The sequence below is a fragment of the Sphingobium sp. GW821-FHT02B05 genome (assembly GCF_059421905.1).
The window spans coordinates 172,168-186,923 of record NZ_JBWKVW010000001.1; the positions used below are offsets into that span (position 1 = coordinate 172,168).

A 14,756-nucleotide genomic window follows, 5' to 3' on the forward strand; every position below is an offset into this window, starting at 1 on the left:
CCCGCCTAAATGGAGGCAATGCCTCTCTTTGCATCCTTTCGACGTGGCCTGCCTCTGGCCGCGCAATGCGCCCTGATCCTTTTCGGCTTGCTTGGCCTTTATGCCGTTCCGCCTGCCAGCGGACGGATGCTGTTATTGCCCCTGACCGACGAAGCGAAAGCGGCCGTCGCCCCCATCGCTGTGGCGCGAGGCGCGCTGCTGGTCGCCAAGGGGCCATGGCCGGGTTCATTGCTGGTCGAGGGCGAGCGGGATCAACTGGCGCCTGCGTTATTGCAACGGGGCATCGTCGCCTTGTCCGCGCAAATGGGTGGTTGTGGGGAGCCTGTTTGATGAATGCCATGACCAGTCTGGACAGGTTGCGGTTGCAGGGCCTGCGCATTTTGCTGTTCGCCAATTGGTGGTGGACGGTGGCGATCGGTCTGGGAGGCCTGTTTCTGGGCGTGCAGCATGGCGGTCGCGCCCTGTTGCTGTCCGCGCTCGTCAATGTGCTGCCCACCATACAGGTGATGCGCCAGCGCGAGGATCTGGAGACGCGGCTGGCCGTGGGCACTCTGGCGGCCGTGCAGCCGGCGATCGGCCTCTATCTTCTGTCCGGCCATGGCTGGCAGATGGACGGCCATATGTTCTTCTTCGTGGCGCTGGCTGGCCTGGCGCTGCTGTATGACTGGCGGCCGATCATGCTGGCAGCGTCGCTGACGGCGGTACATCACCTGATCCTGAGCCTGCTGCTGCCCGCCTGGGTCTTTCCGGACCAGGCGAATGTCGGCCGCGTGGCGATCCATGCCATCGCAGTCGTGTTGCAGGCTGCCGTGCTTTGTTACCTGACGATCCGCTTGCGGGCGATGCTGCTGGCGCTGGACGGCCATGTGGTGCAAGCCGGCGAACTGGCGCAGGAAGCGGAAAAGGGGCGTGCCGCCGCCGAGGCGGCGATGGCAGCCAGTCGGGACATGGACGGCCGCGCGGCGCAGTTACGCAGTCAGCAGGAGGTCGAGAAGGCCCGCATGGCCGACGAACGGCGTTCGGCGACCGTGGCGCTGGTGCAGGATTTCCGCCGTTCGGTGTCGGAGATCGTCGGGTCGGTCGGTGCTGCGGCGCAGGAACTGGACGAATCTGCGCGACAGCTCAACCAGCTGGCCCAGCGCGCCAGCGCCGGAACGGAAGAAACCGTGGCGATTGCCGAGCAATCCTCTGCCAATGCGGCGATGCTGGCGCAGCGCATCGGTCAACTGTCGGAATCGATCGCGGCGATCGCGTCGGCATCGCATCAGCAGGCTGTATTGGGTGGCGAAGCGCAGCGTGTATCGACCACAGGTCATCAGGCGGTGCATGACCTGGAAGGACGCACGACCTCCATCACCAGCTTCGCCAACTCCATTACCGAGATTGCGGCACGGACTAATCTGTTGGCGCTCAACGCCACTATCGAGGCGGCGCGGGCTGGCGATGTCGGTCGGGGCTTTGCGGTCGTGGCGGGCGAGGTCAAGCAACTGGCGGGACAGGCCGCCAACGCGACGGGCGAGATTCACGCCCTTGCCTGGTCTGCGCGGGAAGGCGCCGGCGTGGCACGGGAGGCACTATCCGAAGTGGCGGGCGTAGTGGAGCAATTGGCAGGCGCAGCCGATGAAATTCAGCGCGCCGTGGCCGATCAGCGGGACGCGACCAGCGCGATCGGGCAATCTGCGCGGGATACGGCGCAGGATGCCGCCAGCATGACGCGCCAGATGGGCGGCGTGGCCGATGTGGCGCGCGACACGGAAAGCCTGTCCGGTCGGGTGTCGAGCGCAGCGTCCAGCCTGTCGCATACGGCGCAGATATTGCAGCGGGCGGCAGACCAGTTCGTCACGCAACTGGCAGCGGCCTGATCGCGACTGCTGTGTCCGTCGAGGAGTAAAGGAAAAAAAGGGGCCGGCCACCATCGGTAGCCGGCCCCTTCATTCTATCAGGCCGGCTGGTCGGCGCGGCTGGCGCCTTCGCCGTCCAGATTCTGCGCTGCGAAATCCCAGTTGATCGCTTCCTTCAGCAGCTTTTCGGCATAGGCCGGGCGCAGGTTGCGATAGTCGATATAGTAGGCATGTTCCCACACATCGAGGATCAGCAGCGGCGCATGGCCTTCATGCGCGACCGGGGTGTCGGCGTCATGATAGCTGGTCACTTCCAGCTTGCCGTCCTTCAGGATCAGCGCGGCCCAGCCGCTGGCGAAATGGCCGACGGCTTCGGCCTTCAGCTTTTCGATCAGCGCGTCCACCGAACCGAAGGCTTCCTCGATCTTGGCGAGGAGTTGGCCGGTCGGCGCAGTCTTAACCGGCGACAGGGAGTTCCAGTAGAAGGTATGGTTCCAGATCTGGCCGACCTGGTTGAACAGCCCGCCCTTGGCGGTCTTGATCAGTTCGACGAGCGACTTGCCCTGAAGCGAGGCGTCGGCGGCGACCAGTTCATTGGCCTTCACGACATAGGCATTGTGATGCTTGCCATGGTGGAAGTCGAAGGTTTCGACCGACAGGATATCGCCGAAGGCGTCCTTGGCGTAGGGAAGGTCAGGCAGAACAAAGGCCATGGCGGAACTCCTCAGATTCGTTATGGGGCGGCCGCGCAAGACGAGGGCGCAGCCGTTCGATCATATGGTCCATGCGGGGCGTGGACGCCTCCGTCGCTTCCCATATGCGCACCCAACGCCCAAGAAAACCAATATGTGCCTATTGCGAAACGATTGCAGAAATCGGATGATTCCAGGGGGATTTGATGGTCCGGTTCAGCCCTGCGGCGGGGTGGTTTCGCCCACTTCGTCGCTGTCCAGATTATCGCCGAGCGTCAGGCCATGGCGCATCAGCATCGGGATGTTCGCGGCGGCGAAAACGACCGACACGATAGTCACGCCCCACACTTTGACGGCGAGCCAGGTGTCGAACGTCATGGACCGACGCATCACTTCGTTCGCGACCGCCATGGCGACGAAGAACAGCGCCCAGTTGCGCGACAATTTCAGCCAGCCTTCATGCGTCAGCCCGTCATAGGCAGCCTGAAGCAGATATTTCAGCAGCGGCTTGCCGCGCAGCAGGCCGGCGAACAGCATGAAGGCGAAGAAGGTGTAGATGATCGTCGGCTTGATCTGAATGAAGCTTTGATCGTGGAAATAGATGGTCAGGCCGCCAAAGAAGAGGATCAGCAGCGCCGACAGCCACAGCATGGGCGATACGCGGCCCAGCTTCACCTTCGATATGATGACCGCGACCACGATGGAGATCATGAAGGCGGCGGTGCCGAAGGTCATGGCGGTGATGGGATTGCCGGCCCCCCAGATCCAGCCTGCACCCTTATAGGTCAGGAAGAAGACCAGTAGCGGCCCGAAATCGAGTGCAAGGCTGAGCGTCCCGTTATGCGTGGGCTTTGCCGCCGGCCTGATGTCAGCGGGCATACGCCGTCCCCGCGATGGCGCGTGCCATGTCGCCCGGATCGAAGGGGCGCAGATCCTCGATCTTTTCGCCCACGCCGATGGCGTGGATGGGCAGGCGGAATTTCTCGGCCGCAGCGACCAGCACGCCGCCGCGCGCGGTGCCGTCCAGCTTGGTCATCACCAGCCCCGTCACCTGCGCGGTTTCCTTGAAGACTTCGATCTGGTTCAACGCATTTTGTCCCGTGGTGGCATCCAGAACCAGCACAACGTCGTGCGGGGCGGCCGGGTTCAATCGGCCCAGCACACGGCGCACCTTGGCCAGTTCATCCATCAGTTCGGTCTTGTTTTGGAGCCGGCCGGCGGTGTCCACGATCAGCACGTCGATGCCGGTTTCGGTCGCCTGTTTCACGGCGTCGAATACGATGCCGGCCGCGTCGCCGCCTTCCTTGCCCGCGACGATGGGGATGCCAAGGCGTTCGGCCCACACCTTCAGCTGGCCGATGGCCGCGGCGCGGAACGTGTCGCCCGCCGCCAGCATCACGCCATAATCCTGTTCCAGGAAATTATTGGCCAGCTTGGCAATGGTGGTGGTCTTGCCCGACCCGTTGACGCCGATCACCAGAATGACCTGCGGGCGCGGAAAGGCTTCGATCTCCAGCGGGCGGGCGACGGGGGCCAGCGTCTTCTCGATTTCCTCCGCGATGATTTCGCGCAGATATTCCTCGGTCAATTCCTTGTTGAAGCGCCCTTCGGCCAGGCGGTCGCGCACGCGCCCGGCCATGGCGGGGCCAAGGTCGGACATGATCAGCGCTTCCTCGATCTCGTCGAGGGTCTGCGCGTCGAGCGCGGCCTTGGAGAAAAGGCCGGTGAGGTTGTCGCCGAGCTTGTCGGACGTGCGCTTCAGTCCGCCGAAAAGGCGGTCGCGCCAGCTGGTGCCGGTATCTGTCATTATGCTGCCTCTTGCGCGATCAGGGCGCCATTCTCAAGCGCCGTGATGGTGGCGCGAACGATGGACGAGGGGGGCTTAGCCGATGTGAAGCGCACCGGCGCGAAATTTTCGGCATGGCCATGCAGGCCGCTGCGTTCGACCAGCACGGATTGGGTGGTCCCGATCAGGCTGCGCAGCCAGTCGTCGCGGCGGGCGGCGCAGGCGTCGCGCAGGCGGGCGGCGCGGGCCTTGATCGTGGCACGATCGACCTGCGGCATGCGGGCGGCAGGCGTGCCGGTGCGGGGCGAATAAGGGAAGATATGGCCGTGGACGATGTCGCATTCGTCGATCAGGGCCAGGCTACCCGCGAACATCGCCTCATCCTCGGTCGGGAAGCCGGCGATGATGTCTGCGCCGATGCTGATGTCGGGACGCGCGGCCTTGACTCGCTGTACGATGGCGATGGCGTCGGCGCGGCCGTGGCGACGCTTCATGCGCTTGAGGATCATGTCGTCGCCGGCCTGGAGCGATAGATGCAGGTGCGGCATCATGCGCGGTTCGTGGGCAATCAGGTCGAACAGCCGCTCGTCGATCTCCACGCTGTCGATCGAGGACAGGCGCAGGCGGGGAAGGTCGGGCACGCCCTTCAATATGCGCTCGATCAGCAGGCCGAGCGATGGGCTGCCCGGCAGGTCGGGGCCGTAGCTGGTGACGTCCACGCCGGTCAGCACGATTTCCTTATAGCCTGCGTCGACCAGTTCTTTCGCCTTGTCGATCACTGCGCCGGCGGGGACGGAGCGACTGTTCCCCCGGCCATAGGGAATGATGCAGAAGGTGCAGCGATGATCGCAGCCATTCTGCACTTCCAGAAAGGCGCGGGCATGGTCTGCGAACGCGGATGCCATGTGCGGCGCAGTGTCGCGCACGGCCATGATGTCGGAGACGCGGACCTTCTGCGCCACGGGTGCGAAAGCGCTCGCCTCCATCTTCTCCCGGTTGCCGATCACGCCGTCGACTTCGGCCATGGCGGCGAAGGTCTGTGGTTCGGTCTGGGCCGCGCAGCCGGTGACGAGGATGCGCGCGCCGGGCCGTTCCCGCCTGGCGCGGCGGATCGCCTGGCGGGTCTGGCGCACGGCCTCGGCGGTCACGGCGCAGCTGTTGACGACGATCAGGTCGTCCTGACCGCTGGCCATGTCGCGGATCGCCTCGCTCTCCGCGATGTTCAGGCGACAGCCCATGGTGATGATGTCGGGGCCGGCCATAGGCTCAGAAACGCGACCAGTCGGCCTCGCCGTCGAAGACATGGGTGGCGGGGCCGGTCATGCGGATCGTGCCGCCGGGCGCCCATTCGATCGTCAGGTCGCCACCGGGCAGGCTGACGGTAACGGGCCCGGCCATCAATTTCCGGCGGATCGCGGCGACGGCGGTGGCGCAGGCGCCGGTGCCGCAAGCCCGCGTCAGGCCGGCGCCGCGTTCCCACACGATGAGGCGGATGTGATTGTCGCCCACGACCTGCGCGAAATTGACGTTCACGCGGGCGGGGAACAGCGGATCATGCTCGATCAGCGCGCCAAGGCGAGCGAAGTCCACGGCGTCCAGATCATCGACGAAGAAGATGACGTGCGGGTTGCCGACATTGACGGCGGCAGGGGCGGGGAGGTCTTCCCAGCTGGCGCCCAAGGTCAGCGTATCCATGGGATAGGCGAGCGGGATCGCATCCCAGTCGAAACGGGGCTGCCCCATATCGACGCTGGCGCCGCCATCGACGGATTTGGCATCGAGCAGGCCGGCCCTGGTGCGGATCAGCACGTCGCGGCCGACGAACAGGGGCACGCAGCGCGTTGCGTTGCCGCAGGCCTCCACTTCGCTGCCGTCGGCGTTGAAGATCTGCATCGACACGTCGGAATCGTCGCTTGCGCCGATCAGGATCAACTGGTCGCAGCCGATCCCGGCATGGCGATCGGCAATGGCGCGAGCGCGGGCCTCCGTCATGGCGACGGCGCTTTCCCGCGCGTCGATCACGACGAAATCATTGCCGAGGCCATGCATTTTCGAAAAGCGTCCCATGCGCGGCCATGTAGTGCGCGCGCATGGAAAAGGCCAGTGGTTCGGCGCTTTGGGTTTCCGCATTGTGCGAGCCGTCCGCCGCGACAGCTGACTTCGAAATGCTTTAACGCACAGCGTCGGCTCGTCTTTGCCCATAGAGGAAATAGACCAGCAGGCCGATGGCGTTCCAGATGGCGCAGGCGATGATTGTCTTCATCGGCAGGCTGAGGAAGAGATAGGCGCAGCCCGCGATGGCGCCGATGCCGACGAACCAGGCGGCGGGCGTGCGGAAGGGGCGGCGCAGGTCCGGCGCGCGCTTGCGCAGGACGAGGAGGCACAGGCCCACGGCGGTGAAGGCGATCAGCGTGCCGGCATTGGCCAGCGCGGCGATCTCGTCGATCGGCAGGACGCCGGCGATGATCGACACCAGGATCGCGGTGACGATGGTGATGCGGGCAGGCGTGCCGCGCTTCGAGATTTTGGCGAGGCCCTGCGGCAGGAAGCCGTCGCGGGCCATGACCAGGAAGATGCGGCTCTGGCCATAGAGGAAGCCCAGCAGCACGGTCGGCAGCGCGATGACGGCGGCGATGGCGACGATGCGGGCGATGCCGCCCTGTCCCATTTCGCGCAGGATCAGCGCCAGCGGCTCCGGACTGTCGGCAAAGCGGGTGAAGGGCAGGGCGCCGATCGCGGCGGCTGCGACGAGGACATAGATGAGGGTGCAGACGATCAGCGATCCGACGATGCCGATGGCCAGGTCGCGGTCGGGGTTCTTCGCTTCTTCCGCTGCGGTCGAAATGGCGTCGAAACCGTAGAAGGCGAAGAAGATGATCGCGGCGGCGGCCATCACGCCGCGTTCGACGCCGTCCGGCCCCATATGCTTGGCAAAGCCGAAGGGCATGAAGGGTTCGAGATTGGCGGCGTCGAAAGCGGGCAGGGCGTAGGCGACGAAGAGGCTCAGGGTCACGATCTTGATGAGGACCAATATGGTGTTCAGCCGCGCGCTTTCGCGCGTGCCGAACATCAGCAGCCCGGCGACCACCGCGATGATGAAGATGGCGGGCAGGTTGACGAGGCCGCCCAGTTCAGGCCCCTGGGTCAAGGCGGCCGGGAAGCCCAGCGGCGTGAGCAGCGGCGCGGCATAGCCCGACCAGCCGACCGCCACGGTCGATACGACCAGACTATATTCCAGAATGAGCGACCAGCCCACGATCCAGGCGATGCCTTCGCCCAGTACCACATAGGAATAGCTGTAGGCGCTGCCCGCCGCCGGCATCATCGTGGAGAGTTCGGCATAGGCGAGCGCCGCGCAGGCGCAGATGGCCCCGGCAATGGCGAAGGAGAGCAGGACGGCGGGACCGGCCCGATCCGCGCCGACGCCGATCAGCGTCAGGATGCCGGTGCCAACGATCGCGCCGACGCCCAGCGCCAACAGGTGCGGCCAGGACAGGGTGCGCGCCATCTGATGCCCGGCCTCCCTGGGCGTCATCGCCTCCATTGGCTTGCGGCGTGTCCAGCTCATATTTATTGGCTCCCCCTCGGTATTGCCTTAACTTCGCACATTTCCCGCAGAAAGCGAAATAAAGTTACGCTTTGTTGATCCTATCGGAAAGTGTAGGGGCGGCTGTTGGCCCGGATCATCCCAGTTTAGCAGGGAAGTGCGGTGTAGGAGAGAGCAAAGACCGTGCAATGCGCGATATCCTGCCTCCGCCTTCGCGGTGACTTGAAGATCGTCATTGAACTGTCCGTTCGGCGGCCCGCTTGCGCTTCGTGCCGGTTTCGCCTAAAGGCCCCACTGCAATCGGTCGGTCCGCCGTCCGTACCCTGACGACTCCAGGACGCCCGCATGGGGCATCGGATGGACGCTGGCCGGCGAGGTTTCGCCCGCCGGCGATTTTGTCGTTTGATGGGTAGGCACAGTTTTCCGGGCCTTTCGGTCCAAATGAGGTGATGATGTTCGATTCGCTAAGCGATCGTCTCGGTGGGGTATTCGACAAGCTGCGTGGGCGCGGTGCGCTTACGGAGGACGATGTCCGCGCCGCGATGCGCGAGGTGCGAATCGCGCTTCTGGAAGCCGACGTCGCGCTGCCGGTCGTGCGCCAGTTCGTCGATCAGGCGACCGAAAAGGCTGTTGGCAGCGATGTGCTGCGGTCGGTCACGCCCGGCCAGATGGTCGTCAAGATCGTGTCCGACACGCTCACCGAGACGCTGGGGTCCGAAACCAGCGACCTGATGATCGACGTGGCGCCGCCCGCCGTCATCATGATGGTCGGCCTCCAGGGGTCGGGCAAGACGACCAGCACCGCGAAGATCGCCAAGCGGTTGAAGGAAAAAGAGCGCAAGAAGGTGCTGATGGCGTCGCTCGACGTCCAGCGCCCGGCCGCGCAGGAACAGCTGGCGGTGCTGGGTACGCAGACCGACGTCGCGACCCTGCCGATCATCGCCGGGCAGCAGCCGGTCGATATCGCCAAGCGCGCCTTGCAGGCGGCGAAGCTTCAGGGCTTCGACGTCGTCATGCTCGACACCGCAGGGCGCCTGCATGTCGATCAGGCGCTGATGGACGAGATGAAGGCGGTGGCCGACGTCGCCAACCCGGCCGAAATCCTGCTGGTGGTCGATTCGCTGACCGGGCAGGACGCCGTGAACGTGGCGACCAGCTTCACGAGCCAGGTGCCGCTGACCGGCGTGGTGTTGACCCGCATGGACGGCGATGCGCGTGGTGGTGCGGCGCTGTCGATGCGCGCCGTTACCGGCCGTCCGATCAAGTTTGCCGGCACGGGCGAAAAGCTGGACGCGCTGGAGCCTTTCCATCCTGCCCGCGTCGCACAGCGCATATTGGGCATGGGCGACGTCGTGTCGCTGGTCGAGCGTGCCGCCGAGACGATCGACGCGGAAGAGGCCGACAAGCTGGCCAAGAAGATGGCCAAGGGTCAGTTCGACATGAACGACCTGCGCAGCCAGCTCAACCAGATGCGCCGCATGGGCGGGCTTGGCGCGCTGGCAGGCATGTTGCCGGGCCTGAAAAAGGCGCAGCAGGCGATGGCCAATAGCGGCGCGAACGACAAGACGCTGATCCATCTGGACGCGATGATCGGCTCCATGACGCCCAAGGAGCGGGAGAAGCCCGCCCTGATCAACGCCAAGCGCAAGATCCGCATCGCCAAGGGTGCCGGCCGCACCGTGCAGGACGTCAACCGTCTCCTGAAAATGCATCAGGAAATGGAAAGCGCGATGAAGAAGATCCGCAAGATGGGCGGCCTTAAAGGGCTGGCCAAGATGTTCACCGGTGGCGGCGGTATGGGCGGCCTGGGTGGCCTTGGCGGTCCCGATGGTGGCGCCGGTGGCCCGCCCGACCTGTCGGGGCTGGGCGGCCTTGGCGGATTGGGCGGCAATATGCCCAAGCTGCCGCCCGGCTTTCAGAATTTCATGAAGAAGTGAAGTAACCCGTCATCCCAGCGAAAGCTGGGGCCTCACTGCCCCTCAAAAGAGGCAAGAGAGGCGCCAGCTATCGCTGGGATGGCAATCTTTTAAAAAAGCAGTTGAGTTAGAAAGGTTTAGTTCCATGGCAACCTCCATCCGTCTGTCGCGCGGCGGCTCCAAGAAGCGCCCCTATTACCGCATCGTCGTGGCCGACAGCCGCGCGCCGCGTGACGGCAAGTTCATCGAGCGCATCGGCAGCTATAACCCCGTCCTGCCCAAGGGCGACGAAAAGCGCGTCGTTCTGGACATCGACCGTGCCAAGCATTGGGTCGAAGCCGGCGCGCAGCCGACCGACCGCGTCGCCCGCTTCCTGGACGCCGCCGGCGTGAAGGAGCGCAAGGTGCGCAACAACCCGAACAAGGCCGAGCCGGGCCAGAAGGCCAAGGATCGCGCCGAAGATCGCGCTGCCAAGGCTGCCGAAGCCGCTGAAGCTGCCGAAGCCGCCAAGGCTGCTGCCGCTGAAGCCGCTGCCGCTCCGGCTGAAGAAGCTGCTGCCCCGGCCGAAGAATCGGCTGAAGGCTGAGCATAATGACAGACAAGCCCGTCACTCTGGCCGCGATCATCGGTGCGCATGGGGTGGCGGGCGATGTCCGTCTGAAGCTCTTTGGCGAAGGGGCGGAAAGCCTCAAAAGCTTCAAGAGCTTCGATGCGGCGGGGCGCACGCTGACGTTGAAGTCGCTGCGCCCCGGTCCCAATGGCGCGGTGGCCCGCTTCGCCGAGATCGGCGATCGCGGTGCGGCCGAAGCCTTGCGCGGGACGGCGTTGACCGTGCCCCGTTCCGCCCTCCCGCCGCTGGCCGAGGGCGAATATTATCATGCCGACCTGATCGGCCTGCCTTGCTCTGCCAGCACCGGCGAAGCGCTGGGCACGATCATCGCGGTCGAAAATTTCGGTGCGGGCGACATCATAGAGGTGGAGCGACCGGCAGCCGAGGGCCAGAAGGCCAAGCGCTTCATGGCGCCGATGCACGCGGTAACGATAGGCGACCACAGCGCGGTAATTGACGCGCTTTTCACAGAATAGTATATACACTCCGTATATACGGAGGTTCGCCATGGGCGAAGAATATCGGGCCAAGGTCTTCAAGTCGGGCAACAGCCTGGCCTTGCGGCTGCCTGCCGCGCTTGGCCTGAAGGAAGGGGCGGAAATGACCCTGCGCGAAGACAAGGGCAAATTCACCTTCGAACCCGTTCAGTCGGAACGCAAGATCGACGTGAGCAAATTCGCCGGCAAGGCGCCGTGGTTGGAACCGTTGCCGCGCGAAGATTTCGATGACAGTCCGCGCGACTGGCACCTGCTTGGCCGCGACAGCAGCGGCGCATGATCCGGCTGCTGGACACCAATAGCTGTATCTACGCCTTTACCGGAATTTACCCGTCTTTGCTGGCGCGCATGGCCGACCAGCCTGCGGGTAGTCTGTTCATATCGGCGATCACCTATGCGGAACTGGCCTATGGCACGGTCAGGGGCAAGCCGCCTCCACCTGAAGCACTGGCCGCCTTTGTGGAAGAAGTGGGGATATTGCCGTTCGATGCATCGGCTGCGCGCGTCTATGCGGAATTTCCGTTTCGTCGGGGCAGTTTCGATCGACTGATCGCAGCGCAGGCAGTGGCTCTTGATGTGCCTTTTGTCACCCGCAATGAAAAGGATTTCGCCGATATCCCCGGCCTGAAAGTGGAGGATTGGACGCAGTGACGGGACGCTTCTTTTCATGGTTGCTGTGCGTGGCGATGCTGCCCACGACGGCGCAGGCGGCCGATGAGAAGAGGATCGAGGCGGCCCTGCCGGCCATCGACAGGCTGTTCGCCGATTTTCAGGTGGATAGCCATGCGCCCGGCCTGGTCTATGGCATCGTGGCCAATGGCCGGCTGGTCCATGTGAAGGGCTTGGGCGTTCAGGACCTGGTGCAGAAACGCCCGGTGACGCCCGACAGCCTGTTCCGCATCGCATCGATGACCAAGGCCTTTACGGCGCTGTCGATATTGACGCTGCGCGAGCAGGGCAAATTGTCGCTCGACGATCTGGCCGAAACCTATGTGCCCGAAATGCGCGGCTGGACGTATCCGACCAGGGACAGCCCGCATATCCGCATTCGCGACCTGCTGACCCATAGTGCGGGGCTGGTCGACGACAATCCCTGGGGCGATCGGCAGACGCCGCTGCCGGAGGCGGACTTTACGCGCATGTTGCAACAGGGTGTGCCGTTCAGCAGCGCGCCGGGCAGCCATTATGAATATAGCAATTTCGGCTTCGCCCTGTTGGGACGGATCGTCGCCAACGTTTCCGGCCAGCCCTATCGCCGCTATGTCGAGCGAACGCTGCTGACGCCGCTCGGCATGGCGTCGAGCGGTTATGAGATAAGCGAATGGCCGATCGAACGGCGGGCGATCGGCTATCGCTGGGAGGATGGCCGCTGGAAGGCGGAGCCGGCGATGCGGGACGGCGCGTTCGGCGCGATGGGCGGGTTGCAGACCAGCGCGAACGACTATGCGCGCTGGGTCGCCTTCCTGCTGTCCGCCTGGCCGGCGCGGGACGATGCCGAGGACGGGCCGGTGTCGCGGGCCTCGGTCAGGATGCTGGCGGAGGGGAGCAATTTCGTCACCATCGCGCAGCGCAATGGCACGAGCGGGCCGACAGCCTGCCGGCAGGCGGCGGCCTATGGTTTTGGCATGCGGATCGCGCAGGATTGCGACCTGGGCCTGACGCTGGCGCATGGTGGCGGCTATCCGGGCTATGGCAGCCATGTCATGCTGATGCCGGACCATGGCGTGGGGATCTTCGTCTTCACCAACCGCACCTATAATGGCGGCGCGGGTCCGGCCTGGGACGCGGCCATGGCCTTGCAGAAGGCCGGCGCGTTGGTCGAGCGGACGCTGGCGGTGTCGCCATTGCTGGCGGAGGGCTATGCGGCGGCAGGGCGCATCTATGCGGCGGGTGATGTGGGCGTGGCGCGGGACCGGCTGGCGATGAATTTCCTGATGGACAAGGATTTGGACGGCTGGCGACGGGCATTGACGGCGCTGAAAGCGGAGGTCGGCGCCTGCCGGAGCGATGCGCCGATCAAGGCGAGCGGTGGCCTGTCCGGCAGTTTCACCTGGGTTTGCGAGCGGGGGCGGGTGAGCGGATCGATCCTGCTGGCGCCGACGCGGGACGCGCAGATCCAGGAATTGAAACTGGCGGTGAAGCTGCCCTGAGGCGGGCCGGCGCTCAGGCGCAACTGGACGGGGCAGCGCGCTTCGCCTAAGCGCGGGCCATGGCGCAAATCCTCACCGCAATCTACCTGTTCGCAATGCTGGCCGCCGGTTGGCGCCTGTTCGGCGTCGACTGGTCGCGCGGGGCGAAGCTGTCGACCGCCGTGGCGCTGATTTGCCCCATTCCGCTGCTGTTGCTGGTGCCTGCGTTGCTGCATCCTGGCCGGCCCTTTGGCGACCTGATGCGGGCAAGTGGCCTCACCTTGCTGTTGTGCGGCGCGCTGTGCATGGCGGGCGGCGTGTCGGCCGCCTGGGTCCGGACGCGACGCGCATGAGCTTTGCCGCGCAGATATTGACGCTCTATCCCGACATGTTTCCGGGGCCATTGGGGGCTTCGCTGGCGGGCAGGGCGCTGGCGGACGGCAGATGGTCGTGCGAACCGATCCATATCCGCGATTTCGCCGCCGATCGTCACCGCACCGTGGACGACACACCCGCAGGGGGCGGCGCGGGCATGGTGCTGCGCGCGGACATATTGGCGCAGGCGGTCGACCATGCGCTGGACAAGCGGCCCGACCTGCCCGTGCTGGCCATGACGCCGCGCGGCACGCCCATCACGCAGGCGCGGGTGCGGGCACTTGCGACGGGGCCGGGCGTGACGATCCTGTGCGGCCGGTTCGAGGGGTTCGACGAGCGTATCTTCGACGCGCGCCCGATCGAGCAGGTCAGCATGGGCGATATCATCCTGTCCGGCGGGGAAATGGCGGCTTTGCTGCTGCTGGATGCTTGTGTTCGACTGCTTCCCGGTGTAATGGGCGCGGCTTCCAGCGGAGTCGAGGAGTCCTTTGAAACGGGCCTGCTCGAATATCCGCATTATACCCGCCCGGTGGAATGGGAGGGGCGCGCGATCCCGCAAGTGTTGCGATCGGGGGATCATGCGAAGATCGCCGCCTGGCGGAAACACCAGGCGGAGACAGATACACGGCTAAGGCGGCCGGACCTTTGGGAACGTCATATCGGCGTTCGGGACCGTTCGCCCTCTGGTGCGCAGCAAAAGACCAAGGACTGACGTTACATGAACATCATCCAGCAGATCGAGGCGGAAAACATCGCCGCTCTCGCCAAGGATATCCCCGAATTCCGTCCCGGTGACACCCTGCGCGTCGGCGTGAAGGTCATCGAAGGCGAGCGTAGCCGCGTTCAGAATTATGAAGGCGTGTGCATCGCCCGTTCGAACAAGGGCATGGGTTCCAACTTCACCGTGCGCAAGATTTCGTTCGGCGAAGGCGTGGAGCGCGTATTCCCGCTCTATTCGCCCAACCTCGATTCGATCACCGTCGTCCGTCGTGGCGTCGTGCGTCGTGCGAAGCTCTACTATCTGCGCGGCCGCACCGGCAAGCGCGCCCGTATTGCCGAGCGTCGCGACAACCGCGAAGGTTAATAGCGCGAAGGTCAATGGCGCGAAGCTAATCCTTCGCTGTCTCTTGACAGTTGTAAAAATGAAACAGGCGGTACCCCCGGTGGGTGCCGCCTTTTTCTTTATGTTACAAATATTTGAATTGCCCGATGTCAGTGCGCAGGCCGATGCCGTTACAAAGATTTTGCAGTGCGGCATAAATGTAATTTCGCCCGCGATGCTTTTATGTCAGCCTTCTATTTCCAGACGTTACCAAATGTTGCGATGCCGAAATCCTCGATTTTGGCAGTGGCTGGTCGCGGC

17 protein-coding genes are annotated in these 14,756 nt (G+C 64.6%); 11 read left to right on the plus strand and 6 right to left on the minus strand.

Features of this window, described 5'->3' with window-relative positions:
- Positions 1-18 precede the first annotated feature (18 nt).
- Together AC07UX_RS00985 and AC07UX_RS00990 are read left to right on the plus strand one after the other, a co-directional pair.
- Positions 19-330, plus strand: coding sequence for a hypothetical protein (locus tag AC07UX_RS00985; RefSeq protein WP_495190171.1), 312 nt, complete (start codon positions 19-21; stop codon positions 328-330).
- Positions 330-1,862: a methyl-accepting chemotaxis protein gene (locus tag AC07UX_RS00990; RefSeq protein ID WP_495190172.1), complete on the plus strand. Its 1,533-nt coding sequence runs from the start codon at positions 330-332 to the stop codon at positions 1,860-1,862. The genes AC07UX_RS00985 and AC07UX_RS00990 overlap by 1 nt, the downstream gene beginning before the upstream one ends.
- 77 nt (positions 1,863-1,939) lie before the next feature.
- Here the strand turns inward: AC07UX_RS00990 and AC07UX_RS00995 are convergent, their stop codons facing one another.
- From AC07UX_RS00995 to AC07UX_RS01020, 6 genes are all read right to left on the minus strand, one after another.
- Positions 1,940-2,554: a superoxide dismutase gene (locus tag AC07UX_RS00995; RefSeq protein WP_495190173.1), complete on the minus strand. Its 615-nt coding sequence runs from the start codon at positions 2,552-2,554 to the stop codon at positions 1,940-1,942.
- A 195-nt stretch (positions 2,555-2,749) separates the two neighbouring features.
- Positions 2,750-3,412 carry a septation protein IspZ gene (gene ispZ / locus AC07UX_RS01000; protein ID WP_495190174.1) on the minus strand — a complete coding sequence of 221 codons (663 nt, stop codon included), beginning with the start codon at positions 3,410-3,412 and terminating at the stop codon, positions 2,750-2,752.
- Positions 3,402-4,340: a signal recognition particle-docking protein FtsY gene (ftsY, locus tag AC07UX_RS01005; protein ID WP_495190175.1), complete on the minus strand. Its 939-nt coding sequence runs from the start codon at positions 4,338-4,340 to the stop codon at positions 3,402-3,404. The genes ispZ and ftsY overlap by 11 nt, the downstream gene beginning before the upstream one ends.
- On the minus strand, positions 4,340-5,581 hold the full coding sequence (mtaB, locus tag AC07UX_RS01010; RefSeq protein WP_495190176.1) for a tRNA (N(6)-L-threonylcarbamoyladenosine(37)-C(2))-methylthiotransferase MtaB: 1,242 nt from the start codon (positions 5,579-5,581) through the stop codon (positions 4,340-4,342). The genes ftsY and mtaB overlap by 1 nt, the downstream gene beginning before the upstream one ends.
- Positions 5,582-5,585: 4 nt before the next feature.
- A complete protein-coding gene (dapF, locus tag AC07UX_RS01015; protein WP_495190177.1) occupies positions 5,586-6,386 on the minus strand; it encodes a diaminopimelate epimerase in 801 nt (266 codons plus the stop codon).
- 103 nt (positions 6,387-6,489) lie between these two features.
- On the minus strand, positions 6,490-7,887 hold the full coding sequence (locus tag AC07UX_RS01020; protein WP_495190178.1) for an amino acid permease: 1,398 nt from the start codon (positions 7,885-7,887) through the stop codon (positions 6,490-6,492).
- Between the two features lie 428 nt (positions 7,888-8,315).
- Here AC07UX_RS01020 and ffh point away from each other — a divergent pair, with 428 nt between their 5' ends.
- The 9 genes from ffh to rplS all read left to right on the plus strand — a co-directional run bounded on the left by ffh (position 8,316) and on the right by rplS (position 14,477).
- The gene (gene ffh / locus AC07UX_RS01025; protein ID WP_495190179.1) at positions 8,316-9,803 is read left to right on the plus strand and encodes a signal recognition particle protein; all 1,488 of its coding nucleotides are present in this window, start codon (positions 8,316-8,318) and stop codon (positions 9,801-9,803) included.
- A gap of 124 nt (positions 9,804-9,927) precedes the next feature.
- Positions 9,928-10,368 (plus strand): 30S ribosomal protein S16, encoded by a 441-nt coding sequence (gene rpsP, locus AC07UX_RS01030; protein WP_495190180.1) that lies wholly within the window; start codon positions 9,928-9,930, stop codon positions 10,366-10,368.
- Between the two features lie 5 nt (positions 10,369-10,373).
- Positions 10,374-10,868, plus strand: a complete 495-nt coding sequence (rimM, locus tag AC07UX_RS01035; protein WP_495190181.1) for a ribosome maturation factor RimM — start codon at positions 10,374-10,376, stop codon at positions 10,866-10,868.
- 31 nt (positions 10,869-10,899) lie between these two features.
- On the plus strand, positions 10,900-11,169 hold the full coding sequence (locus tag AC07UX_RS01040) for an AbrB/MazE/SpoVT family DNA-binding domain-containing protein (protein ID WP_495190182.1): 270 nt from the start codon (positions 10,900-10,902) through the stop codon (positions 11,167-11,169).
- Entirely contained in the window at positions 11,166-11,540 is a 375-nt protein-coding gene (locus AC07UX_RS01045) for a type II toxin-antitoxin system VapC family toxin (RefSeq protein ID WP_495190183.1), read from the plus strand. Before AC07UX_RS01040 ends, AC07UX_RS01045 begins: the two co-directional genes overlap by 4 nt.
- Before the next feature lie 35 nt (positions 11,541-11,575).
- Complete coding sequence (locus tag AC07UX_RS01050) at positions 11,576-13,039, plus strand: serine hydrolase domain-containing protein (protein WP_495191745.1); 1,464 nt, start codon at positions 11,576-11,578, stop codon at positions 13,037-13,039.
- A 59-nt stretch (positions 13,040-13,098) separates the two neighbouring features.
- Positions 13,099-13,371 (plus strand): hypothetical protein, encoded by a 273-nt coding sequence (locus tag AC07UX_RS01055; RefSeq protein ID WP_495190184.1) that lies wholly within the window; start codon positions 13,099-13,101, stop codon positions 13,369-13,371.
- Positions 13,368-14,105 (plus strand): tRNA (guanosine(37)-N1)-methyltransferase TrmD, encoded by a 738-nt coding sequence (trmD, locus tag AC07UX_RS01060; protein ID WP_495190185.1) that lies wholly within the window; start codon positions 13,368-13,370, stop codon positions 14,103-14,105. Before AC07UX_RS01055 ends, trmD begins: the two co-directional genes overlap by 4 nt.
- 6 nt (positions 14,106-14,111) lie before the next feature.
- Positions 14,112-14,477 (plus strand): 50S ribosomal protein L19, encoded by a 366-nt coding sequence (rplS, locus tag AC07UX_RS01065; protein WP_150411837.1) that lies wholly within the window; start codon positions 14,112-14,114, stop codon positions 14,475-14,477.
- Positions 14,478-14,756 lie beyond the last annotated feature (279 nt).

What these genes read in the sequence shown, in the direction of transcription:
- AC07UX_RS00985 (WP_495190171.1), top strand. Translation starts at nt 19, where the DNA reads ATGCCTCTCTTTGCATCCTTTCGACGTGGCCTGCCTCTGGCCGCGCAA.
- AC07UX_RS00990 (WP_495190172.1), top strand. Translation starts at nt 330, where the DNA reads ATGAATGCCATGACCAGTCTGGACAGGTTGCGGTTGCAGGGCCTGCGC.
- AC07UX_RS00995 (WP_495190173.1), bottom strand. Translation starts at nt 2,554, where the DNA reads ATGGCCTTTGTTCTGCCTGACCTTCCCTACGCCAAGGACGCCTTCGGC.
- ispZ (WP_495190174.1), bottom strand. Translation starts at nt 3,412, where the DNA reads ATGCCCGCTGACATCAGGCCGGCGGCAAAGCCCACGCATAACGGGACG.
- ftsY (WP_495190175.1), bottom strand. Translation starts at nt 4,340, where the DNA reads ATGACAGATACCGGCACCAGCTGGCGCGACCGCCTTTTCGGCGGACTG.
- mtaB (WP_495190176.1), bottom strand. Translation starts at nt 5,581, where the DNA reads ATGGCCGGCCCCGACATCATCACCATGGGCTGTCGCCTGAACATCGCG.
- dapF (WP_495190177.1), bottom strand. Translation starts at nt 6,386, where the DNA reads ATGGGACGCTTTTCGAAAATGCATGGCCTCGGCAATGATTTCGTCGTG.
- AC07UX_RS01020 (WP_495190178.1), bottom strand. Translation starts at nt 7,887, where the DNA reads ATGAGCTGGACACGCCGCAAGCCAATGGAGGCGATGACGCCCAGGGAG.
- ffh (WP_495190179.1), top strand. Translation starts at nt 8,316, where the DNA reads ATGATGTTCGATTCGCTAAGCGATCGTCTCGGTGGGGTATTCGACAAG.
- rpsP (WP_495190180.1), top strand. Translation starts at nt 9,928, where the DNA reads ATGGCAACCTCCATCCGTCTGTCGCGCGGCGGCTCCAAGAAGCGCCCC.
- rimM (WP_495190181.1), top strand. Translation starts at nt 10,374, where the DNA reads ATGACAGACAAGCCCGTCACTCTGGCCGCGATCATCGGTGCGCATGGG.
- AC07UX_RS01040 (WP_495190182.1), top strand. Translation starts at nt 10,900, where the DNA reads ATGGGCGAAGAATATCGGGCCAAGGTCTTCAAGTCGGGCAACAGCCTG.
- AC07UX_RS01045 (WP_495190183.1), top strand. Translation starts at nt 11,166, where the DNA reads ATGATCCGGCTGCTGGACACCAATAGCTGTATCTACGCCTTTACCGGA.
- AC07UX_RS01050 (WP_495191745.1), top strand. Translation starts at nt 11,576, where the DNA reads ATGCTGCCCACGACGGCGCAGGCGGCCGATGAGAAGAGGATCGAGGCG.
- AC07UX_RS01055 (WP_495190184.1), top strand. Translation starts at nt 13,099, where the DNA reads ATGGCGCAAATCCTCACCGCAATCTACCTGTTCGCAATGCTGGCCGCC.
- trmD (WP_495190185.1), top strand. Translation starts at nt 13,368, where the DNA reads ATGAGCTTTGCCGCGCAGATATTGACGCTCTATCCCGACATGTTTCCG.
- rplS (WP_150411837.1), top strand. Translation starts at nt 14,112, where the DNA reads ATGAACATCATCCAGCAGATCGAGGCGGAAAACATCGCCGCTCTCGCC.